Below are 24,252 nucleotides of genomic sequence, written 5' to 3'. Positions count from 1 at the left end.
AGATAAAATTATGAAAAAGATAAAATTTATATTAAGCCTTGTAGCATTGATGGCTGTTGCCATAAGTTGTTCGATAGAGGGTATCAGCAATGATACATCTTTGCCAGGGGCAGGTTCTGGAAATGTTAATAAAGTATTTGATATTAGTAAAGACAATTCAGGAAAGGTAAAAATAACTCCAATTGGAGATGGTGCTACATCATTTACTGTAGAGTATGGTCATGGTACTGATGGTGCAGTTACAGTAGCACCTGGTGAAAGTACAACTCATGCTTATCCTGAAGGTGACTATACTGTAAAAATTACAGCTATTTCTATATCTGGAAGTGCAAGTGAGCAGACATTTCCGTTGAAGGTTGTTTATAGAGCTCCCGAAAACTTACAAATTACAACTGCTGATGAGATGAAAGTTAGTGCTAAAGCTGATTATGCTAGCTCATTTTTAGTATATTATGGAGATGTTGCTGGTGAGAAAGGTACTCCAATGGCTATAGGCCAAGTATTACCTGCCCATACTTATCCAGCAACTGGAGGTCCTTTTGTATTGAAAGTTGTAGCCCTAAGCGGAGGTGCTGCAAAGACTGAAGGAACCAAATCATTATTTGGAACTCCCATTGATTTTGAAACTGCAGGAGTAGATTACTTTTTTGGGACTTTTGGTGATGTGACTTTTTCTAAAGTGGCAAACCCAAATGCTACAGGTTTAAATACTAGTGCAACTGTAGGTAAATATACAAAACCAAATGGAGTGGCTTCATGGAGTGGGACTTATAGTCCATTGAATATTCCAATTAATTTTGCCTATGGTAAAAAAATTAAAGTTTTGGCATATAATCCTGACGCAGCAAATATTGGTAAAAAATTAAATGTTGAATTGGAATGGGCAGTTGGTGGAACTCCGGCAAATGGTGTTGCAGTACAAAAAACGGCATTTACCACTTCTGGTGCTTGGGAAGAACTTGTTTTTGATTATAGCGCTGTTTCAGGAATACCAGCTGGAACCAAATTTACTCAACTTGTTTTGCGATTTAATGATTCAGCCGATGGAGCTGGAGAAGTAATTTATATCGATAATGTTAGATTAACTAATTAGAAAAAATATGAAAACAAATATAAAATACATTTTAGGGCTTTTCATCGCTATGACTCTAACTTTAGTTAGTTGTAATGAGCAAGAATACAGTCTGGGAGATTTGACAGCGCCTTCAAATATTGTAATAAATGCAGAAGTTGTTGGTAAAGATGCTACCCATCCAGATGGGAATGGTTCTGGTGATGTGAAATTTACCATAACGGGTGATAAGGCTCTTTCTTATAAAATAGACTACGATGCTAATACACCTGTGGATTTGGTTTTGTTACCAAATGGAAAAACGACCAAAAAATATACCAATGTAGGGGTTCACACTTATACAGTTACTGCAGTGGTTTATGGAGTTGGCGGTACTTCATCATTAATTACAAAAGATGTTACTGTAAGAAGCGATTTTACGGCTTCTCCAGAAATAGTGAAAGCATTGACTAATGATGGTACAAAAACTTGGGTTGTTGATAAAAGTGTTCCAGGTCATCTTGGTGTTGGTCCTTGGAATGTTGGTTCTATCAGACCAGAGTGGTGGGCTGCTGGAGTTAATGAAAAGGTAGCTTCTGCAAATTGTTTCTATACGGCTACTTTTACTTTTGCTAAAGTTGCTGCTACAGGAAGTTTTCAATTAAAAGTTACAACTCCTGATGGAGCTTTTACGAAAACGGGTTCATTAACAACTCTTCCGGGTATTCCAAGTTCTGGAGCCGAAGGATGTTATAATTATCCAGGCGGTACTTCTGCATTCTCTTTTGTTCCTGCTTCAAGTGGCGCGCCTGCAGTAGGGTCAAGTGCTGATAATTCACCATCTACCCAAGTGAGTATTTTATTGGCTGGAGTAGATACTTTTATCGGATACGGTGCTGTACTAAAAGAATATGAAATCTTGGTTATTACATCCGATTATTTATATCTAAGAGTACAAGGAACTGAAACTGGAAATGCTTGGTATCTTAAACTGAAACCAGCACCTTAATTAATTTAACTAAAACCTAAGCTCAGAACTTTTTTTGAGACTGTTCTGAGCTTTGTTTTAGTATTTATTTAAAAAAAATATGAGAAATAATATATGGTTTACAGATTTAAAAAGTAAGAATTACTTATTATCGCTTGGTTTGCTCTTCACTGGTCTATCCGTTTTTTTAATGTTATTATCGTGTAGCGACAGCAATGGCGGTGGTGAAGATGTTTCAAAAGCGAAGCCTTCTGATCTTTCGGTAACAGCAACTGTTGTTGGAACAGACGCTCAAAATCCAAATGGAGACGGAAGCGGAGTCGTAAATTTTAAATTATCGGCAACAAATGCAACATCATATAAAATAGTTCTTGGTAATGGAGAAACAAAGGAAGTGACAAATGGCAGCTTTTCTTACACCTATACGACATCAGGTTCTAATACTTATGTGTTATATGTGTCTGCTTATAATGCGGGACAATTTGTTAGCAAAACACTCTCCATAACAGTTTTTGTAGGGTCAAAATTAGTATGGTCTGATGAATTTAATACAGATGGTGCACCAGATGCAACTAAATGGACTTTCCAAATTTGGGATCCTGGGAATGTTAATAATGAACTTCAATCTTATACCAATCGCCCCGAAAACACAATTGTTCAAGGAGGTCTTTTGAAAATAAAAGCCATCAGGGAAAAATATGGTAAAGGTGATTTCACTTCTGGTAGATTAGAATCAAACGGAAAATTCGATTTTACTTATGGCAAAGTGGTAATCAGAGCAAAACTCCCTACTGGAGTCGGGACTTGGCCTGCAGTCTGGATGCTGGGCAGTAATATTGGTAGTGTTGGGTGGCCTGCATGTGGAGAAATAGATATTTTAGAATCTGTTGGAAAAGAGTTGAATGTCAATCATTCATCATTGCATTCTCCTGGACGTTCAGGAAATACTCCAGATACAGGAACTATAAATGTGCCTAATGACAATACCGAATTTCATATCTATACAGCAGATTGGACAGCAAGTTATATAAAGTTTTATGTAGATGACAAGTTGTTTTACACTTTTGTAAATTCAGATAAATTCCCATTCAATAAAAACTTTTACTTAATTGTAAATTTAGCAATGGGAGGTAATTGGGGAGGTCCTGTAGATCCAAATTTTACTTCCTCTACTTTGGAGGTGGATTATATAAGAGTATACAATTAAAATATTTTGGTTAAGTTAGGTAGTTTGAGTTTGGTCTTCATTAGCGGCTTCTGTTTTTATCAAGTTGAACAGAAGCTCTGATGAAGAATTACCTGGCATTGTCTGACTAACAGAAACCAATCAAAAAAAGAATAAATGAATCTCTCCAAAAAAACAGCAATTTCTATCATTTTTGTTCTGATGGGTATTTTTTCCAACGGACAAACTTTAAAAATGATGACTTACAATATCCGACTAGATACCGAATCGGATGGAGAAAATGACTGGACACACAGGAAAGATTTTTTTAATGCACAGATTCAATTTTATGCCCCCGATATTTTTGGGGTTCAAGAAGCAAAACCCAATCAAATATTGGATATTGCGACAGCACTTCCTCAATACAGTTATGTTGGCATAGGAAGAGACGGAATAGGAAAAGGAGAGTCATCGAATGTTTTTTATTCCAAAGAAAAATTTAAGGTAATGGAATCCAATACCTTTTGGTTATCATCAACACCTGATACTGTTTCAAAAGGATGGGATGCCGCCTACAACAGAGTTTGCACCTATGCGCTTTTGAAGAATAAGCAAAGCAAAAAATTGATTTGGGTTTTTAATACCCATTTGGATCATGTTGGTGAAGAAGCAAGAACCAAAGGATTGGAACTGATACTTTCAAGAATTGAAAAATTAAATACCAATAAATATCCTGTTATTTTGATGGGTGATTTTAATTCAGAACCAGAGACTGACCGGATAATTGCGTTGAAAAATAAAATGAATGACGCCAGAACGATTTCGAAAGAAAAACCTTTTGGCCCCTATGGAACTTTTAACAATTTTAAATATAATGAGGCATCAACACATTTGATTGATTACATTTTTTTATCAAAAGGCAACTCCGTTACAGTTAATAAATATGCTGTTTTATCAGATGCCAAAGATTTGAAATACCCATCGGATCATTTTCCTGTTTTTATCGAAATTAATTACAAATAGATAATGAAAAAAATACATCAATTAACAAAGCTGTTTTTCTTAATCGCTTTATCATCCATACACATCAGTTGTTCCTCTTCCAATGAAGGGGGTGATTCACCAACTCCGACGCCAACTCCAACACCAACTCCGGTAGTAAAAAACGAAGTTGATTTTTGGTTGACCAAAGGAAATCAAACATCGCTTTTGCAAAAGCAAACAGGTATTCTGGCTTTTGGAACCGGAGTGAACATTTATCCAAGTATAGAAGTTAATGAAGCTCAAACGTATCAAACCGTTGATGGTTTTGGATTTACATTGACTGGCGGAAGTGCACAAGTGATTAATCAATTGGCTGCCCAGAAAAAGAAAGATTTATTGCAAGAATTGTTTGGTTCTGGAGATACTTCAGTTGGGTTAAGTTACCTAAGAATTAGTATTGGAGCGTCTGATTTAAATGCTACTCCATTTACCTATGATGATATGCCTACTGGACAAACAGATGTTAATTTAACCAACTTCAGCTTGACTCCTGATATGGGTGATGTTATTCCATTATTGAAAGAAATTTTGGCAATTAATCCTAATATTAAAATTATGGGTTCGCCTTGGTCTGCACCAGTTTGGATGAAAGACAACAATAATTTTATGGGAGGAAGTTTGCAACCTCAATATTATGAAGCCTATGCACAATATTTTGTAAAATATATTCAAAAAATGAAAGATGAGGGAATTGTGATAGATGCAATTACTCCTCAAAACGAACCTTTACACGGGGGTAATAATCCGAGTATGGTGATGACAGCCTTGCAACAAGCAGATTTTATAAAAAATAATTTGGGACCTGCATTTAAAACAGCTAATATTGCCACAAAGATCATCACCTACGATCATAATTGTGATAATCCCCAATATCCAATTACGATCCTAAAAGATGCTGCAGCTTACCCTTTTGTAACCGGTTCTGCTTTTCATTTGTATGGTGGAGATATTAGTGCGCTTTCTACGGTTCATAATGCTTACCCTGATAAAGATGTTTATTTTACGGAGCAATACACGTCATCTACTGGATCATTTGATGGTGATTTAAGATGGCAAGTGAAAAATGTAATTATAGGTTCAATGCGTAACTGGAGTAAAAATGCCTTGCAATGGAATCTTGCCAATGATGGTTCTTTTGGGCCACATACTGACGGTGGATGTACTGTTTGCAAAGGAGCAGTAACAGTAAGTGGCACTGAATCAGTGGTGCGTAACGTTGGTTATTATATAGCGGCACATGCGTCAAAATTTATTCCGGCAGGTTCGGTTAGGATTTCAAGTAATATAATCGGAAATTTACATAACGTTGCTTTCAAAACTCCGGCAGGAAAGAAAGTTTTATTAGTTGTAAATGATGGCGATGCTGCGGCATTATTTAATATTAAATGCAAAGGAAAATGGATTACTACGTCTCTGGAAGCTGGAGCAGTAGGGACCTATACTTGGTAACGTTACCACCAAAAAATAAGAAACCACCACACTATAGATTATGAAAAAAATAACCACCACAGCATTAGTACTCGCCAGTTTTTTTGTTTTTGCACAGCAAAAAAGCAAATCACAAGCACATTCTTTTTCAACAAAAGGAAAAACAGTCGCAGTGTATACTACTGCAGAAAGTACTAATTTGAGATTGTCAAAAACAGATAATCTTACGTTTTCAGAATTGGCACAACCTAATGAAAGACAAATTTGCGTTTTTGTAAATCCAGATAAAACATTCCAGTCTTTTATGGGAATTGGCGGAGCGATAACGGATGCAAGTGCCGAAGTTTTTGCCAAATTATCCAATGATAAACAGCAAGAATTACTGGATGCTTATTATAACACAGAAAAAGGAATTGGCTACAATTTGATACGTACTACTATTCATAGTTCCGATTTTAGTTCAGCGAGTTATACCTATATTGATGAAGGAGATACTGCATTGAAAACATTTTCTATTGAGCACGATAGAAAATATAGAATTCCGTTGATTAAAAAAGCAATTGCTGCTGCAGGCGGAAAAATGACGGTGTATGCAACTCCTTGGAGTCCTCCAGCTTTTATGAAAAGTAATAAAGACATGTTGAAAGGCGGTACATTATTGCCAGAGTTTTTTCAGACTTGGGCTACGTATTATACCAAGTTTGTAAAGGCGTATGAGAAAGAAGGAATTCCAATTTGGGGAATCAGTGCAGAGAACGAACCAATGGCGGTGCAAACCTGGGAATCTTGTGTATATACAGCTGAAGCAGAAAGAGATTTTGTAAAAAATTATCTTGGACCAACTATGAAAAAAGAAGGTTTGGGCGATAAAAAAATTATTGCCTGGGATCACAATCGTGATTTAATGGTTCAAAGAGCCAATATTATTTTCTCTGATCCCGAAGCATCAAAATATATTTGGGGAATGGGATTCCATTGGTATGAAACTTGGGCAGGTGGTGATCCAATGTTTGAGAATGTAGCGAGAGTTCATGAAGCGTACCCTGATAAAAATTTAATGTTTACGGAGGGTTGTGTAGAAAAATTCGACTCTAAAAATTACCAATTGTGGGCGAATGGAGAACGTTATGGTACTTCTATGATTCATGATTTTAATAACGGAACTGTGGGTTGGACAGATTGGAATATTCTTTTGGATGAAAATGGTGGACCTAATCACGTGGGTAACTTTTGTTTTGCTCCGGTTCATGCAGATACTAAAACAGGAGAGTTAATTTATACTCCATCGTATTATTATATTGGACATTTTTCAAAATTTATTAAGCCTGAAGCCAAAAGAGTAAGTACTGCCGTAAGCAGAAGCAGCTTGTTGAGTACTTCATTTTTGAATAAAGATGGAAAAATGATAACTGTTGTTATGAACCAAAGTGAAGCTAGTGTAAATTATAATTTGTGTGTAGGAACTCAAGCTACCCAAATTACTATTTTGCCAAATTCTATTCAGACTTTGGTGTATTAATCAGATAAAAAAAACTTATTTAATTGCGGGTCAACCTGCTTTCGGATAATACTATTGGATTAAACTTTTTTTTCTCGCAAAGGCGCAAAGACGCAAAGAAAACAGTTTTAAACTTTGCGTCTTTGCGCCTTTACGAGAACCAGATTTAGAAAAAGTTTGAAGAAAGACTCTTTACACTATTCAAATTTTATAAATATTATGATGAAAAAAATAATAATTGTATTTTCTCTTATGTGCTTTGCCATGGCTTCTTTTGGACAGGGTTTTTTGCACAGAGATGGACAAAAAATTGTGGATGGAAACGGTAAAAATATCGTTTTGCGCGGTTTGGGTGTTGGAGGCTGGATGGTTCAGGAAGGCTACATGATTCAAACAGGTGCTTTTGCCGGTCCTCAATATAAAATCAAACAAAAAATTACGGATTTAATAGGTGAGAAAGGTACCGAAAAATTCTATAAAGCATACAAAGCAAACGGAATAACAAAGAGAGATATTGACTCTTTGGCGGCTTGGGGATTTAATTCCATCCGATTGCCGATGCATTACAATTTATACACTCCAGCGATTGAAACCGAAAAAGACGGGCAAATTACTTGGCTTGAAGAAGGTTTTAGAATGACCGATGATTTATTAAGCTGGTGTGCGGCCAATAAAATCTATTTAATTCTTGACTTGCATGCAACTCCTGGGGGACAAGGGAAAGATGCTGCAATATCCGACTACGATGATTCAAAACCATCGCTTTGGGAGAGTGCTGCAAATCAGGACAAAATGGTGGCACTTTGGGAAAAATTGGCGCAACGTTATAAAGACAGTCCATGGATTGGGGGCTATGATATTATTAATGAACCCAATTGGAATTTTACGGGAACGAATCAAAATGGCTGCGACGAAACCTCAAACGCTCCTTTAAAAGCTTTGCAGGTTAGACTTACAAATGCGATAAGAGCCATTGACCCTCATCACATGATTATCATTGAGGGGAATTGTTGGGGGAATAATTACAATGGTATGTTCCCGCTTTGGGATGATAATATGACTTTGAGTTTCCATAAATACTGGAATCAAAATGATGTAGCTTCAATTCAAACAATGCTGAATTACAGAACGCAATATAATGTGCCAATTTGGTTGGGCGAAAGCGGCGAGAACTCTAATGTATGGTTTAAGGAAAACATTATGTTGATGGAATCCAATAATATTGGTTGGGCTTTTTGGCCAATGAAAAAGATTGAGAATTTAGCTGGTGTTACTTCGGTTACAAAAGCGCCAGATTATGATAAATTATTGGATTATTGGAAGAATGGGGGCGAAAAACCCAATTCGGATTTTGCCAAAAAAGTATTGATGCAAACTGCCGAGAACTATAAAATGGAGCACTTAACAATCAGATATGATGTGATTGATGCGATGTTTAGACAAGTACAAACCAACGATACCAAAAAGTATAAAAACCATGTGGCTCCAGGAAAAGTGTTTGCAACAGAATTTGATTTGGGACAAAATGGTTTTGCTTATTCCGATAAGGATGTGGCGAATTATGATGGAACTAAATTCACCCAATGGAATAAAGGGGGCAAAATGAGAAACGATGGTGTTGATATCGTAGCCTGTACGGATAAAATAACCAACGGTTTTCAAGTCTCCTTTATTGAAGAGGGCGAATGGTTGCAATTTACAGTTGATGTGAAAAAACAAAGCATTTTTGATGTTGCTATTCGCTATTCTAGTGAAAAAGCAGGTGGAAAATTGTTTTTGGAACAAGATGGAAAGAAAATTTCGGAAATAACGGAGCTTCCGGTTACCGGTGGAGAAACAGTTTGGAAAACAATCGCGCTTAAAAATGTTGCTCTTAAACAAGGAATCAATAAAATTCGCGTTCACTTTGAAGGAGGGAATTTCAACCTTAATTTTTTGGAATTTAAAAATGCTAAATAAAAGAATTTGCTTCAAAACATTAAATTTAAAATAAAAAAAACGCTGAGAAAGCTTACCATATAAGAAATATAAGAGCATTTAAGTCTTTGCTTTTTGCCTCCCAACTTATATGACCTTATATTTCTTATATGGTTAAAATTAAATATTTGTTGAAACACAATTTGAATATAAAATTTTAAAAATGAAAAAAACAATAACACTGGCATTCGTATTCGTATCGGTTTTTGCCTTTTCACAGCAACAAATGATAGACCAGAAAGTCGATGCTTTGCTTAAGCAAATGACACTTGAAGAGAAGATAGGACAGCTCAACCAATATACGGGCGATAATTCCGCCACGGGACCAATCACCATTAATTCCAACAAGCAAAGCGAAATCAAAAAAGGATTGATTGGTTCGATGTTGAATATTATGGGTACCAAATACACGCGACAGTACCAAGATTTGGCAATGCAGTCCCGATTGAAAATTCCGTTGCTGTTTGGTCTGGATGTGATTCATGGATACAAAACTACTTTCCCTATTCCGTTGGCCGAAGCGGCAAGTTGGGATTTAACAGCGATAGAACTTTCGGCTAGAGTTGCGGCGACCGAAGCTGCTGCCTGTGGAATTCACTGGACATTCGCACCGATGGTTGATATTTCTCGTGATCCGCGTTGGGGAAGAGTGATGGAAGGCGCAGGGGAAGATACCTATCTGGGTTCCAAAATTGCCTATGCGAGAGTGAAAGGATTTCAAGGAAACTTGGGCGATGTGAATTCGGTTATGGCGTGTGTTAAACATTTTGCGGCTTATGGAGCTGCTGTTGGTGGACGAGACTACAACTCGGTTGACATGAGTAACAGAATGCTTTGGGAAACTTATTTGCCTCCTTTCAAAGCGGCTTTGGATGCAGGTGCTGCCACTTTTATGAATTCGTTTAACGACCTGAACGGAATACCGGCGAGTGCTAATAATTATTTGCTAAGAGATATCTTGAAAGGAAAATGGAATTTTCAAGGTTTTGTAGTTTCCGATTGGGGTTCGATAGGCGAAATGGTAAATCACGGTTATGTAAAAGACAATAAAGAAGCCGCTCTTGCATCGATAACTGCAGGAAGCGATATGGATATGGAGAGCAATGCGTATCGATATAATTTGGAACAACTGGTTAAAGAAAATAAAGTTCCTGTTGCCTTAATAGATGACGCCGTAAAAAGAATCTTGCGCAAAAAATTTGAATTGGGTTTGTTTGATGATCCATATAAATTTTGCAATCCAGAAAGAGAGCAAAAGGAATTGAATAATCCAGAACATACCAAGGCGGCTAGAGAAATGGCAGCTAAAAGTATTGTACTGCTGAAAAATGAAAGAGACGTTTTACCACTTTCCAAAGGATTAAAAACAATTGCTTTTATCGGGCCAATGGTGAAGCCGAAAAGAGACAATCACGGGTTTTGGGCTGTTGATGTAAAAGGTATTGATTCGACTTATATTGTTTCCCAATGGGAAGGTTTGGAGAATAAAGTAGGCAAAAGAACCAAAATTTTGTATGCCAAAGGATGTGGTGTTGAAGATAAAAGCAAGGAAGGTTTTGCAGATGCTTTGAAGGTTGCAAACCAAGCTGAGGTTATTATTTTGAGTATTGGAGAAAACTTCAATAAAAGCGGTGAAGCCAAGAGTAAAAGCAACCTGCACTTACCAGGTGTTCAAGAAGATTTAATCAAAGAACTTCAAAAAACTGGGAAGCCAATTGTAATTTTAATTAATGCGGGAAGACCTCTTGTTATTGATTGGATCGCCGATAATATGCCAACCATTGTCTATACTTGGTGGTTGGGTTCAGAAGCTGGAAATGCTATTGCCGATGTGCTTTTTGGAGATTACAATCCATCTGGAAAATTACCGATGTCATTTCCTAGAAACGAAGGACAAATTCCAATTTACTACAATCATTTCAATACTGGAAGACCTTCTGTCAATGAAGATAAAATTTACAAATCGGCTTACATCGATTTACCAACAACTCCGAAATTCCCATTTGGATACGGATTGAGTTATACGACTTTTGAATATTCGGATTTGAAATTGTCTCAAAAAACAATGAAAAACAATGAGTCAATTACAGTTTCGGTAAACATAAAAAATACTGGAAGCGTGAAAGGTGAAGAAGTAGTTCAATTGTATTTGAGAGACAAAGTGGGTTCTGTAGTACGTCCGATAATTGAGTTGAAAGATTTTCAGAAAATAACATTGAATAGAGGGGAAACCAAAACCATTCAGTTTACTATTGACAACCAAAAATTGTCTTTTTACAACAATGCATTAGAATTCGGTTCAGAGCCCGGTGATTTCGATTTAATGATTGGTTCGTCTTCAGCAGATATCCGTTTGAGAGATAGTTTTGAATTGGTGAAGTAATTTAAGATGAAATATATTCTACTGTTTCTTCTCATGCCCTGTATGCTTTTGGCACAAGCCAAAAATGATACAATAAGAGTATTTTATTTAGGTGGTCAGTCGAATATGCAAGGGTATGGGTATGTAAAAGAGCTTCCCGATTCTTTGAATAAAAAAAATAAAAATGTTTTTATTTACCAAGGAAATCCTGTTGGCGATAATGATAAAAATGGAGGATTAGGAAAATGGGAGGTACTTCAGCCCGGGAACGGAACTGGATTTGCATCTGATGGAAAGAGCAATATACTTTCGGATCGATTTGGTGTGGAGCTTTCGTTTGCTAAAAAACTGCAAGAATTATATCCAAACCAAAAACTGGCCATAATAAAATATGCCAGAAATGGGTCTTCGATTGATAGTGCCGGAACTGCATATTTTGGTGCTTGGGAACCTGATTTTAGAGGAGGAAAAGGAATGAATCAATACGATTATTTTCTAAAAACAGTCAATAATGCAATGGCTGTTCAGGACATAAACGGTGATGGAGTTGAAGATGTTTTGATTCCAAGTGGTATTATTTGGATGCAAGGAGAAAGCGATTCGGATAAAACAGAACAAGTTGCCAACCAATATTATGCGAATTTAAAAAGGTTGATGGAACTCATGCGAGCCACTTTTAGAAATAATGATTTACCTATTGTAATTGGGAAAATATCGGATTCAGGTGATGATGTCGATGGAAAAATTTGGCGTTTTGGCGAATTGGTGCAATATGGACAAGAAAAATTTGCTGCAACCGAATCCAACACTGCCATTGTACGAACGACAAATAGTTATAAATATACAGACAAATACCATTATAAAAGCGATGGATATATTGATTTGGGAAAAGAATTTGCAAAAGCAGTTTTCCTTCTGAATAATAAGAATACGAAAAAGACCAAAGTTGAGTCTTTGAATTAAAAAATTGTAAAAGACATGATTAATTGTCTTTTACGATAACATTGGAATTTGTTTTCCTATAAATCCGTTTGAGAGACAGTTTTGAATTAGTAAAATAGCGCGACTTTCTTAAACACAAAAGCGATACGATTCGAAAGAATTGTATCGCTTTTTTTGTAAAATTACGCTTGGCATTTATAAAAAGACCAATATTTTTATCTTCTTTCGAAGGTAGTATCGGGGAGATAATGTGGTATTTATAAAGGCTTTTGAAATGGTTTTTGTGTTATTTATTCTTTTACGATAACTTTATATTGTGAGGGAAGTGGAATAATAGGTTTCGTTCAACACGGATTTCATTGTTCGTCCAGCATATATAACCTTTTCTGTTATGGGCTGTGGTTCTTGTGGTTTTGTTATTACAATTCAAAAGTAACGGTTGAATTTCCCGAGCCCAATGCAGATTCTAAACCTGTTACATCATCTACCTTTCCTAATTTTGTGTAGCTGTATGATGTCGAAAAGGTTTTGTAAAACAACACCAATGTTTTTGAGCCGTACAACATTAAGTCACCATTATTTATAGTTCCGGGATTGGAAGCATCTGTTGGAATACTGTTTAGCAAATCATAATATTTTTCATTTCCATTCAATTCAATCATATTAATTGTCAGCGGAAACATTTTCTTAAAAGCTTTTGCTGAATTATTATCCAATAGTGTAGCTGTAAATGTTTGAGAATTGACTGTTATTTTAATTTTACCATTTGTCATTGCGTTGTTATTTTCCGTGTTGATATTGTCGTCGTCTTTATTACAAGACGAAGCACTACTTATGGTAATTGATAAAAAAGTCAATAGCATTAAAAATGAATGTTTCATAAACCTGCTTTTATTTCAAATGTTCTTTAAAAAAAGCATCTAATTTATCGAAAGGAATAACATCCACTTTATCATATAAATCTACGTGAACAGCATTAGGTATAATTAGTAACTCTTTAGGTTCATTCGCCATTTTAAAAGCATCTTCGCTAAAATATCTTGAGTGTGCATTTTCACCGGCTATCAAAAGTATTGGTCGCGGAGATATTTCTTTGATATAGGTTAAAATAGGCATATTCATAAAGGATATTGGATTTGTCACCAACCAAGCTCCGTTTGAGTTCACGGAGTTAGTATGAAAACCACGTGACGTTCTGTAATAATCAAAATATTCTTTTACAAATTGAGGTTCGTCGCCTTTCAAACTTTCGGGTAAATTACGTGAGCCATTTGCCGGTTTTCCGTTTTCGGCATCTTTCCAACGTTGTTGTCCTAATTGTTCTAATAGTTGCGAGCGTTGCTCTAAAGTTGTCGCATCGTAATAGCCTTTAGACATTACTCTTGTCATATCGTACATACTTGTTGTAGCTACTGCTTTTACTCGTTTGTCAATAGCGGTGGCGTTTAAAGCAAATCCTGCAAAACCACAAATTCCGATGATACCAATTTTATTTCTGTCCACATTTTTTTGTAAACCTAAAAAATCTACTGCAGCACTAAAATCTTCGGTATTAATGTCAGGTGATGCAACGTTTCGTGGTTCGCCACTGCTTTCGCCTGTATAAGACGCGTCGAAAGCCAAAGCTATAAAACCACGTTCTGACATTTGGTTAGCGTATAATCCTGACGATTGCTGTTTCACTGCTCCAAAAGGTCCACTGATGGCCAATGCTGATAATTTTTCGGTTCCTGTATTTTTTGGAAGATATAAATCTCCCGAAAGTGTGATACCGTAGCGGTTTTTGAATGATATTTTTTGGCGGGTTACTTTATTACTTAATTCGAATGTATAATGTTCTTTTGAGGTATTCATTTTTTCTGAATTTGAATTTTTTTGAGCAAACGCCTGCGTGAACAAAAGTATTGCTGCGATTGATACTATTTTTATGTTTTTCATTTTAATCTTTAATGATTATAGTTTCAACAATGGTTGCTAAAATAGCAAGTTGACCATCGGTAATTCCTGTATTTTTGCCCATCTCGATGTGATATTTCAATTGTGATTCTAATCCTTTCATTGAGGATAAAGCTGAGATAGTGATGAGTTCTCTTTGCTGATAACTGAGTACATCACTTGCAAAAATGTCGGCGAATAAATGTTCTTTTAAAAATCCATCAATTCTTGGTGCAAATTCTCCAAATCCCGGAGCAGGCTTGGTCTGTGGCGTTTTGCTTATTGTTTCCAGGACTTTTCTTCCCTGTTCGTATTTGTCCTGAGGATGATTTTCGGTGATGATTTTTTTGCCCTCGATGTCCTTTATTCCTTTAGCTTTTCGTTCTTCTACAACCGTTTTAAAAGTATTGATTGCATTCAAACTTCGCGGGAAACCACAATAAGCATAAAGTTGTACGAGCTCTTCTTTTATTTCATTGATGGTTAATCCATTTTCTAATCCTTTGTTCAATTGGATTTTAAGGTCTTCTAGATTTCCTACTGCCGTTAATGATGAAATTTTTACTAAACTCTGTTGTTTAGCATCTAATATGTCTTTATTTTGAGCGTCCATAATTGTTGCGTTTAAAATGAATACAAAAAAGAGTGCTATATATTTAAACTTTTTCGTTTTTATTTATTTTATAATTTATTGATTAGCTTCACTGTACGATTCATTCGTTACAGGTTCCAACCAGATGTTTTCATTGGTTTTCGGGTTGCAAGCGATAACGAGATGAGAAAACCAGCTTTTTGCTGTTGCGCCATGCCAATGCTCGATGTCAGATGCAATTTCTACGATATCTCCGGATTTCAGATGTCTTGCAGGTTTTCCTCTTTCCTGATATAATCCTTCGCCACCTACCACAATTAAAATTTGTCCGCCAGTGTGTTTGTGCCAGTTATTTCTGCAACCAGGCTCAAAGGTTACATTTAAAAGAGGAACATTCAGATCCTTGTTCGTGGTAAGTGTTGCCATATAAGATTTACCTATGAAATATTGTGCGTATCCAATGTTTTCTTCGCCTGTAGGGAAATCACTTATTCTTGGAATTTCTGTATTCATTTTTTCTTTGTTTTGATTGCACGAAATCATTGTCAATGACAGGATGAGTGCAAGAGTTATTGTTATATTTTTATTTTAACTTGTTTTTAAAAATTTTGCAGGAATACCACCTACAACCGTGTTGTCAGGCACATCTTTTGAAACGACCGAACCCGATGCTACAATAGCATTTTCGCCAATTGTAACACCTTGCAAAATGGTTGCATTTGCACCAATCCATGCATTTTTTTTGATGTGAATTGGTTTTGGAATTAAAGAATGTCGGTCTTCGATTGCCGTTGGATGCCCTTCCGTTAATAGACTTACTTTCGGTGCTATCAATACGTTGTCTTCTATCGTAATTCCACCTAAGTCCAGAAAAACACAATCAAAGTTGATGAAAACGTTTTTGCCAATTTTGGTGTGTTTTCCGTAATTGATGTGCAATGGAGTAAATACGGTTACGCTTTCATCAATTTCAGAGTCAGTAATTTGGCATAATAAACTTCTGATTTCAGCAGGATTTGACGAATTATTCATCTGAACCAATAATTTCTTTGTAGCAAAAGAAGCTTCACGCATTTTATAGGCGTCTTTATCGGTTGGCGAAATGATTTCTCCGTTTTTTAATCGCTCGAATATCGTTTTTGTTTGCATTGTCTATTAAGATTTACAATGCAAAGTTAAAGACAAAGCCTCGCAGTAACTTTACTGCGAGGCTCAAAGAATCTTTCTGAGAAGCTCAATATTAAATTTCTGTTGGTGAAATTCCATATTGCTTTTTAAATGCGGTTGAAAAATGAGAAGGATTTTTAAAGCCAACTTCCATATAAACATCTTGTACTTTTTTGCTTTCTTCTTTTAGTTTTATGTACGCCATTTCCAAGCGTTTTTTTATCAGCCATTTTTGAGGTGTGAGGCTGCTAATTTTCTTAAAATCTCTTTTGAAAGTCGCCAAACTTCGCCCTGTAAAAGAAGCAATTTGCTCCATTGAAAGTTCTTCCATATAGTTGCCGTTAAGGAATTCCAAAAGGTCAATTTTCCAAGGTTCAGCAAAGTCAAAAAGTATTGGATAGAGTTGTTCGTCGCTGTTTAGTAAAGCATAAATTCCTTCCAATAATTTCAAATTTGTAACACCTTCAATTGGTTGTATATTGCTGTCAAAATAAGGGGTAAGCGATTGAAATAAACTTTCTATTGCAGGACTTCGATCTAACTTGAAAACCGTTTTGTCAGAAGTTTTTACAGCTTTCGGAATTTCAGATTTGTTCATTTTGCTATAAAAATCCCGTAAAACATTACGTTTGAAAGTCAACGAAATGCCTTTGTACAAATCTTCGCCTTTGCTGTTTTTGTACATTTTCAAACGGTGGTCTCTTCGAATAAAAGCACAATCGCCCGCTTGTAATTTTATCTTTTTGTTTCTGTCTTCAATAACTTGTTCGCCCGAATACAGATACACCAAAACGTGTTCAGGCGTTGAGTGAATACACTTTTCGCTGTAATCCGCAAAGCACGAAAGAAATATTCCTGAATAGCTTAACGTTTTTAATTTGTCGTCTTGTAGTACTTCCATTATTTCAGTTATTACTTTATGAACGTACAAAAGTAAAGTTTTTATAGCTGAATTACTTTGCTGTAAGGTTCATTTTGTCTTTCTGTAAAGCTCAATACAATTATAGACCAGTTGGTTAGCTGTGGCGTTTTAGGACAGCCTATTTTTTTTAAATATACTATTTTCCTTTCCGCACACTTTTGTGAATGCATTTAAAATTCTAGTATACTGAGAGTAATTCGCGATACGATTCGAAAAAATCGTATCCCTTTTTTTGTAAAAAATTACCATTGGCGTTTATAAAAAGTTCGATATTTTTTTCTTCTTTCGAAGGTAGTATCGGGGAGATAATGTGGTATTTATAAAGAACTTTTTTGCCAATGGTAGTATATAATTATTTGACTGTAATGAATGCAGATTTATAGGTTAGCATTTTCTGTTTTAACCAAAGGCGTACTGGTTCATCATATAATTTTAAACAAGTATAAGCAAGAAGAATAGCCCCTATTAGTGTCAATAAAGCAAAAGGTAATGCTTCTTGAAAGGAAGGTTTGTTGCCTACAGCCCAACCCGTATAAATATAGATAAGCGGATAGTGTGTTATGTAAATAGGATAGGATATATCACCTAGAAATTTACAGATTTTAGTGGAGTACTTGCCAGTTACTTCACCACTTGCTCCTATGAATACAATTAATGGAAAAATGATAATGATGCTCAAAGAATCATATAAACCATTGATCCATAAATGTTCGCTTCCACCAATTCTGGGCATTGCCAGAACAATAACAGTTAACAAACTAGCCCAAAAGAATCCGTTATTGATAGAAGTTAGTTTTACCATTCGGTGCAATAATAATCCACCAAAGAAAGGAAACAGCAAACGTGAAAAACCAATGTGAAGTTGAGTCGGTTCAAGCGACCAACCACCAATCACGTCTCCGTTTGGACTTGTTACCGCTAGATGAATTAAAAGGCAACCTGACAAAAATACCAATATAGCAAGTGCTGTATTCGAAAACTTTCTTATGAATAATGCGTAAAGAATATTGCCGATATACTCAAAGAACAAAGACCAACCAGGTCCATTAAGCGGATGCATTTCTTGCCAGCCTCTTATGTCCAGAGTTGAGGTTACAGGAATCAACGTAAATCCGATAATCATAACTCCAAGCATTTTCCATACCGGTACTTCATGGATTGTTGGCCACAACACCGAATCCTGAAAATAAAAACAAATGGCTCCAATAATCATTCCCATAACCACCATCGGCTGTAGTCTGACAAGGCGGATTTTAAAAAAATCAGTGACGCTCATTTTGCTCCAGCGATCATCATAAGCATAGCTGATAACAAATCCAGAAAGCAAGAAGAAAAAGTCAACGGCAAGATATCCGTGGTTTATAATTTGATCCAGATGACTGGTCGCATGAGCTTCAAAAATATGAAAAGCAACCACCATGATTGCCGCAACACCGCGTAAACCATCCAATATTGGATAATGTTTTTTTGAAATTAATGAAGTAGTTTTTTCCATACCTAAATAGATTTTTTTTTAAAATGAGGCTGCCCGACAGAGACAGCCTCAAACATTAACAACTATTAATAATCAAATATACAGGTTCTTTTTTTAATTGGTATTGGCACTTTTTAAAATAGCTTGCAAGTTTTCTTCTGTGAATTTTCCTCCGGAAAGCAACATAAATTTGTTGATTGGCATATCGGCCAGCATCGCTTGTAAAAAGGCTTCTGCTTTTTTCTCATCTTCCGTTACAGCCTTTTTATTGTTACCGGTAAAACCTTTGGTAAGCTGTTCGTATATCACCGCACTATTAGGAGCGTTTTTAAATTCTTTGAACAAAGAGTTACGGGTGAAAACTATTTTGTTAGTTTTAGTCGATTGAATATCGATAGTTTGTTGCAAAGGCAAGTCTCTTGAAGAAGCTCCTACACGAATATCAAATTTCCCTGATTTTATTACCCAATCGTGTGCAATTGTGCTGTAATAAGCAAAATCACGAGATGTTAAGTGAAAGCTAACTGTTTTTTCTTCACCTGGATTCAGTGCTATTTTTTCAAAATGTTTCAATTCATTTTCTGGTCGGGAAGTTTCGGTTGCTTGTTCGTGCACATATAATTCTACTACTTCTTTACCGGCCACTTTGCCTGTGTTTTTAACTTTCAATGAAATGATAATGTCATCTGTATCTCTTGCACTGGCAGTATTGGTTTGAATATCAGAATAACTGAAAGTTGTATAACTCAATCCGTATCCGAAAGGGAAATTTGGCTCGATTTTCTTTTTGTCATAATAACGGTATCCAATGTATATTCCTTCTCCGTAATTGGCATTGCCATCTCTTGAAGGGAAATCAATTGCAGTAGGGCTATCTTCCAAACGCATCGGGAAGGTTTCAGATAATTTTCCAGAAGGGTTTACTTTTCCAGTCAGCACATCAGCTATAGCTCCACCACCGGCTTGACCACCCAAATAAGCTTCTACAATTCCCGAAACATCCTTTTTCCAAGGCATAGAAACTGCCGCACCATTCATTAAAACAACCACTACATTTTTATTGACTTTGGCAACTGCTTCAATCAATTTATTGTGGCCTTCGGGCATATCCATATTTGCTCTGTCATATCCTTCAGATTCATAAACATCTGGTAAACCTGCAAAAACCAAAACGGTTTCGGCATCTTTTGCATTTTGTACTGCTTCGGCGATCAAAGTTTCATTCGTTGCTCCATCAGAAGTATATCCAGCTGAGTATGTTAATGAAGTTCCTTTGGACAGTTTTTGCAATTCGTCGAAAGCATTTTCTACTTGTGTTGGTTTCACTTGAGAACTTCCTGCGCCTTGGTAACGAGGTGTTTTTGCAAAGGCACCAATAATTGCAATTTTCTTTGTTGAAGCTGATAACGGTAAAATAGCGTTGTCATTTTTTAATAAAACAATACATTCTCCGCTTACTTGTCTAGCCAACGCATTGTGTTTTGGCTTGTCCACAACGATTCCGGACTGGTGGCTGTCTTTTGCTTTAAGCGTTACGGCAAGAGTTTCAATTACGATTTCGTCTAATGTGGCTTCCGCCAAAGAACCGTTTTTTACAGCTTCAATGATTTTTTTGTTGTTAAAACCACCACTTGAAGGCATTTCCAAATTTAGACCTGCTTGAACTCCTAGCGGTCTGTCATTTACAGCTCCCCAATCGGAAACAACAAATCCTTTGAAACCCCATTTTTCTTTTAAAACATCATCCAATAAATATTTATTTTCCGAGGCATAAACTCCATTCAGTTTGTTATACGAACACATTACCGTCCAAGGTTGCGCTTCTTTTACTGCCATTTCAAAAGCGGGAAAGTAGATTTCGTTCAAGGTACGTTCATCAACATTAGAGCTATTGGACATTCTTTCAAACTCTTGATTGTTTGCAGCAAAATGTTTCATCGAAGTTCCTACACCTTGACTTTGTACTCCGTTTATAAATGCCGTAGCAATTCTACCAGCCAAAATTGGATCTTCCGAAAAGTATTCAAAATTACGACCACCCAATGGAGATCTTTTCATATTTACCCCAGGTCCTAATAGAATCTGAACATCATTGGCTTGAGATTCTATGGCCAAAGCTTCTCCCATTTTTTGTGCTAAAGCGGTATTCCAAGAGGAAGCCAAAGCAGAGGCAGTAGGAAAACAAGTCGCTGGAACACTATTGGTAAAATCGAAACCAACAGCCTTACGCAAACCGTGAGGACCATCTGTCATAAATATAGAAGGAATTCCCAATCTTGGGATTGCTTGTGTGGACCAAGCCGTTTCACCAGAACATAAAGATGCTTTTTCTTCCAGTGTCATTTGTGAAACCAGTTTTTTGGCTTTTTCTCTATAATCGATGGTTTGGGCGAATGCTGTCACAGAAATAAAAATTCCCATAATGAGCAAAAAAATATTTTTCATAATTATAAGTGGTTGGTTTTTAATAAAATGCTATGTGTTAATATGACGCAATGTACATTTAATTTTAATACAAAAAACATTTTTATAAAAAAAAGTGGGTTTGAATATTGATTTGCATGAAATCATCAGTATTTTTAGATGATTTTTTATAAGTTACAGAAATTCTTAAAACTATATACTAGTGTTTTCTGCTTTAGCTTATAAAAAATGTTTAGCCACAGATTAAATGGATTATCACTGATTAATCTGTGTGAATCTTTTTAATCTGTGGCAAATTAAAAAGCTCGAACCTTAGGTTATTAAGACATAACGGTTTGTTTTTAGTGAAATCCACTTTTAAAATCCATAACAATTTTGAAGCATTTTTTGCTATCAAAATAAGTTTCAATGGTATAGATTTATTTAGTTTATTTGCTGTATCAAAAATGAACTAAATTGCAAAACTATAATTTAGAAGAATAACGATACTACAAAGTCATGTTAAAAACACATCTGAAAAACAGTAAAGAGTATCAGCCCGGATTGTCTATCGATTGTGTAATCTTTGGTTTTGATGACAATCAACTCAAGGTTTTGTTGATCAAAACAGGATATGATGACAGTTGGTCTTTGCCCGGCGGATTCGTTTCGATTGATGAAGATATTGATACAGCGGCTGTTAGTATTTTGCAGTCAAGGACAGGTCTTAAAGGTATTTTTCTGAGACAATTTGCCACTTTTGGTAAGGTCAAGAGAAATCAGGACCATTTTAGCAGTGATGCTTTAGCCTATTTTGGAATTCCCCTTGAGGAGGAAAAATGGTATAAAAGTAGGTTTGTGACCATAGGTTATTATGCGTTAGTCAATTTTTTAAAAGCAATTCCACAGACTGATAATTCTGGCGAAATGGTCGAATGGGTTGATCACAATGAAGTTCCAAAATTGATTTTGGATCACAGGGAAATTTTAGACAAAGCCCTAGAAACGCTAAGAACAGAGCTGAATTTAATGCCAGTAGGTTACAATCTTCTTCCAGAGAAGTTCACTATACCCGAGCTTCAAAAATTATACGAAACCATATTGGGAAGAACACTCGACCGCCGAAATTTTCTTCGAAAAATTACCTCCATTGGCATACTCACCAAACTGGACGAAAAGAAAAGCAACGTAGCTCACAAAGCACCGAATCTCTACAGTTTTGACAAAGACAAATACGAAGAAGTCCTGAAGAATGGCCTAACGCAAGGCTGGTAAAAAAAAACTCCATAATTTTAATTTTGGCATGACCTCGTTGCACAACATTTTGATTTCATAACATCAATTTTGGGCAACGAGGTCGGGCTGTCCATTGTATCTTTTCTTTTCCTAAAGAAGGAAAAGAAAAGGATGCCATTTCCATCCCTCATAGAATTTACTTTTTCATAATAGCTTTTGGGTTAATAATAATTTAATAGAAAAGTTTAACAGAAAATACTTATTTTCACAACTTGTAACGGCTATAGGGTTGAGAATGTGATTTTTATTTAAGTGCCAACATCCTAAAATAATCGAACAGGAAAAATTAACTTCAAAACAAATGAAACAAATTACAGTATTAATCTTAATTAGCAATCTTACTTGGTTTGCCTCATTTGGACAAATCAAAGACATTGTTCAGACTGACGGAATAAAAACCCAAATTCATAAAGATAATATCGGCAAGGTGACTTTTATGAATGGAAATATTCCTTTGGAACAATACAAGGAGTCAGACTTTTTGACAAGATTCGAATTAACGCAAGAAAGTAATTTGAACATTCGAGTTTTTATGGACAACTCGATTACAAATTATATGCACCGACTTGCTCCTGGACTTACGGAGGACGAACTTAATTTAAAAGGGAATTATCAATTTTCATTTTTCGTAGACAATAACCTCATTTATAAAGAAAATATCCATCACGGTTGCGGATTAAGAAAAAGTACAACTACCACATTTCGAGTTCCATTTACGGATACAGCAGGCGGTGATTGGTGGTCAATTTATTTATTCGAAAGATTTAAAAACAATGGTGGCGAAAAAGCATTAACAAATGGAACGCATAAACTAACAGTGGAATTGCGACCTTATGTGAGATTGGATGAAAATAGTGAAGCAATGGTTGGAGATTTAATCGCATCAGGCAAACTTGATTTAATAATTAATACTCCAGAAATAACGGCAAAACAAATAGCGATTCACCCCATTGCAACTAACAGCGGTTTTGAAATATCACATTCAGATTATGATAAAAAGAAGATTGAAGCACTTAATAAAAGCATTGCCGAAAATTCATTCAAAGCAATTACAAGCATAGTCATTATTAAAGACGGTAAACTTTTGTTGGAAGAATATTTCAACAATGCTGATAGAAATACACTACACGACACCCGTTCAGTCGGAAAATCTTTTACATCTGCATTGATGGGAATAGCTATAAAAGACGGATATATAAAAAATGAAAACCAAACATTAAACTCTTTTTACGATTTGACTAAGTTTTCAAATTACAGTATAAAAAAAGATACTGTAAAGTTGAAAGATTTATTGACAATGAGTTCTGCATTTGATGGTTCAGACCAAAACAGCGATTCACCAGGAAATGAAGATAATATGTACCCAACCGAAAATTGGGTGAAGTTTGCATTGGACTTACCTATGGACAGTTTTAAATCAAATGGCAAACAATGGGATTATTTTACGGCTGGGGTAGTTTTATTGGGCGATGTTTTAAATAAATCAGTGCCAAAGGGATTAGAAGAATACGCAGATAAAAAGTTATTTAAGCCTTTAAATATTGATAAATACCAATGGCAATACACACCACAAAAAGTAGTTAATACAGCAGGTGGTTTACAAATGACTTCGTTGGAATTTGCAAAGATTGGACAATTGTATAAAAATAAAGGGCAATGGAAAGGACAGCAAATTTTGCCAGCTGAATGGGTAAACAAAACATTTACAAGACAAATCCAGATTCCTGAAAGAGTGGATGAGTTTTACGGTTACTTATTTTGGAACAAAACATATACGGTAAACGGAAAAAATTATGAAACGTTTTATTGTGCAGGAAATGGCGGGAGCAAAATATTTATTTTTAAAGATTTGCCTTTAACAATTGTTATTACTGCAAAGGCTTACAACAGACCTTACGGACATCCACAAGTGGATAAAATGATGGAAGAATATATTTTGCCTGCACTAATAAAATAACCAAGTGACAGGTGGTGTGATAAAAAAATCAAAACAAAAGGCTTTAGCAAG

The 24,252-nt window shown here is 35.8% G+C and carries 19 protein-coding genes; 11 read left to right on the top strand and 8 right to left on the bottom strand.

Annotation, left to right across the window (positions count from 1 at the left end; translation table 11 throughout):
* Positions 1–10 precede the first annotated feature (10 nt).
* From HQN62_RS18360 to HQN62_RS18320, 9 genes are all read left to right on the top strand, one after another.
* Positions 11–1,093, top strand: coding sequence for a hypothetical protein (locus HQN62_RS18360; RefSeq protein WP_173505426.1), 1,083 nt, complete (start codon positions 11–13; stop codon positions 1,091–1,093).
* 7 nt (positions 1,094–1,100) lie between these two features.
* Entirely contained in the window at positions 1,101–2,060 is a 960-nt protein-coding gene (locus HQN62_RS18355) for a hypothetical protein (protein ID WP_116797068.1), read from the top strand.
* 79 nt (positions 2,061–2,139) lie between these two features.
* Complete coding sequence (locus HQN62_RS18350; RefSeq protein WP_116797069.1) at positions 2,140–3,246, top strand: glycoside hydrolase family 16 protein; 1,107 nt, start codon at positions 2,140–2,142, stop codon at positions 3,244–3,246.
* A gap of 135 nt (positions 3,247–3,381) precedes the next feature.
* Positions 3,382–4,227: an endonuclease/exonuclease/phosphatase family protein gene (locus HQN62_RS18345; protein WP_173505425.1), complete on the top strand. Its 846-nt coding sequence runs from the start codon at positions 3,382–3,384 to the stop codon at positions 4,225–4,227.
* Between the two features lie 3 nt (positions 4,228–4,230).
* Positions 4,231–5,697 (top strand): glycoside hydrolase family 30 protein, encoded by a 1,467-nt coding sequence (locus tag HQN62_RS18340; RefSeq protein WP_173505424.1) that lies wholly within the window; start codon positions 4,231–4,233, stop codon positions 5,695–5,697.
* A gap of 40 nt (positions 5,698–5,737) precedes the next feature.
* Entirely contained in the window at positions 5,738–7,195 is a 1,458-nt protein-coding gene (locus HQN62_RS18335) for a glycoside hydrolase family 30 protein (protein ID WP_173505423.1), read from the top strand.
* Positions 7,196–7,393: 198 nt separating this feature from the next.
* A complete protein-coding gene (locus tag HQN62_RS18330) occupies positions 7,394–9,133 on the top strand; it encodes a cellulase family glycosylhydrolase (protein WP_371811621.1) in 1,740 nt (579 codons plus the stop codon).
* 181 nt (positions 9,134–9,314) lie between these two features.
* Positions 9,315–11,534 carry a glycoside hydrolase family 3 N-terminal domain-containing protein gene (locus HQN62_RS18325; RefSeq protein ID WP_173505422.1) on the top strand — a complete coding sequence of 740 codons (2,220 nt, stop codon included), beginning with the start codon at positions 9,315–9,317 and terminating at the stop codon, positions 11,532–11,534.
* A gap of 6 nt (positions 11,535–11,540) precedes the next feature.
* Positions 11,541–12,476: a sialate O-acetylesterase gene (locus tag HQN62_RS18320; protein WP_173505421.1), complete on the top strand. Its 936-nt coding sequence runs from the start codon at positions 11,541–11,543 to the stop codon at positions 12,474–12,476.
* Between the two features lie 398 nt (positions 12,477–12,874).
* Here the strand turns inward: HQN62_RS18320 and HQN62_RS18315 are convergent, their stop codons facing one another.
* The 8 genes from HQN62_RS18315 to HQN62_RS18280 form a co-directional block, all read right to left on the bottom strand.
* On the bottom strand, positions 12,875–13,336 hold the full coding sequence (locus tag HQN62_RS18315; protein ID WP_173505420.1) for a cyclophilin-like fold protein: 462 nt from the start codon (positions 13,334–13,336) through the stop codon (positions 12,875–12,877).
* A 10-nt stretch (positions 13,337–13,346) separates the two neighbouring features.
* Positions 13,347–14,309, bottom strand: a complete 963-nt coding sequence (locus tag HQN62_RS18310; protein WP_254454457.1) for an alpha/beta hydrolase — start codon at positions 14,307–14,309, stop codon at positions 13,347–13,349.
* An 85-nt stretch (positions 14,310–14,394) separates the two neighbouring features.
* On the bottom strand, positions 14,395–15,003 hold the full coding sequence (locus HQN62_RS18305) for a carboxymuconolactone decarboxylase family protein (RefSeq protein WP_173505418.1): 609 nt from the start codon (positions 15,001–15,003) through the stop codon (positions 14,395–14,397).
* A gap of 75 nt (positions 15,004–15,078) precedes the next feature.
* A complete protein-coding gene (locus HQN62_RS18300) occupies positions 15,079–15,495 on the bottom strand; it encodes a cupin domain-containing protein (protein ID WP_254454456.1) in 417 nt (138 codons plus the stop codon).
* 75 nt (positions 15,496–15,570) lie between these two features.
* Positions 15,571–16,131 (bottom strand): sugar O-acetyltransferase, encoded by a 561-nt coding sequence (locus HQN62_RS18295; protein WP_173505416.1) that lies wholly within the window; start codon positions 16,129–16,131, stop codon positions 15,571–15,573.
* Positions 16,132–16,222: 91 nt separating this feature from the next.
* Positions 16,223–17,050, bottom strand: a complete 828-nt coding sequence (locus HQN62_RS18290; RefSeq protein ID WP_173505415.1) for a helix-turn-helix domain-containing protein — start codon at positions 17,048–17,050, stop codon at positions 16,223–16,225.
* A gap of 373 nt (positions 17,051–17,423) precedes the next feature.
* Complete coding sequence (locus HQN62_RS18285) at positions 17,424–18,566, bottom strand: acyltransferase family protein (RefSeq protein ID WP_173505414.1); 1,143 nt, start codon at positions 18,564–18,566, stop codon at positions 17,424–17,426.
* Positions 18,567–18,659: 93 nt separating this feature from the next.
* Positions 18,660–20,990: a glycoside hydrolase family 3 C-terminal domain-containing protein gene (locus HQN62_RS18280; RefSeq protein ID WP_217362501.1), complete on the bottom strand. Its 2,331-nt coding sequence runs from the start codon at positions 20,988–20,990 to the stop codon at positions 18,660–18,662.
* Between the two features lie 477 nt (positions 20,991–21,467).
* Here HQN62_RS18280 and HQN62_RS18275 point away from each other — a divergent pair, with 477 nt between their 5' ends.
* Both HQN62_RS18275 and HQN62_RS18270 read left to right on the top strand, forming a co-directional pair.
* Complete coding sequence (locus HQN62_RS18275; RefSeq protein WP_173505413.1) at positions 21,468–22,223, top strand: NUDIX hydrolase; 756 nt, start codon at positions 21,468–21,470, stop codon at positions 22,221–22,223.
* A 322-nt stretch (positions 22,224–22,545) separates the two neighbouring features.
* Positions 22,546–24,201 (top strand): serine hydrolase domain-containing protein, encoded by a 1,656-nt coding sequence (locus HQN62_RS18270; protein WP_173505412.1) that lies wholly within the window; start codon positions 22,546–22,548, stop codon positions 24,199–24,201.
* The last annotated feature ends 51 nt before the right edge of the window (positions 24,202–24,252 follow it).

Source organism: Flavobacterium sp. M31R6 (assembly GCF_013284035.1).
GTDB lineage: Bacteria > Bacteroidota > Bacteroidia > Flavobacteriales > Flavobacteriaceae > Flavobacterium.
Note: the sequence above shows the minus strand (reverse complement) of the source record. Positions and strands in the feature narration are given on the sequence as shown.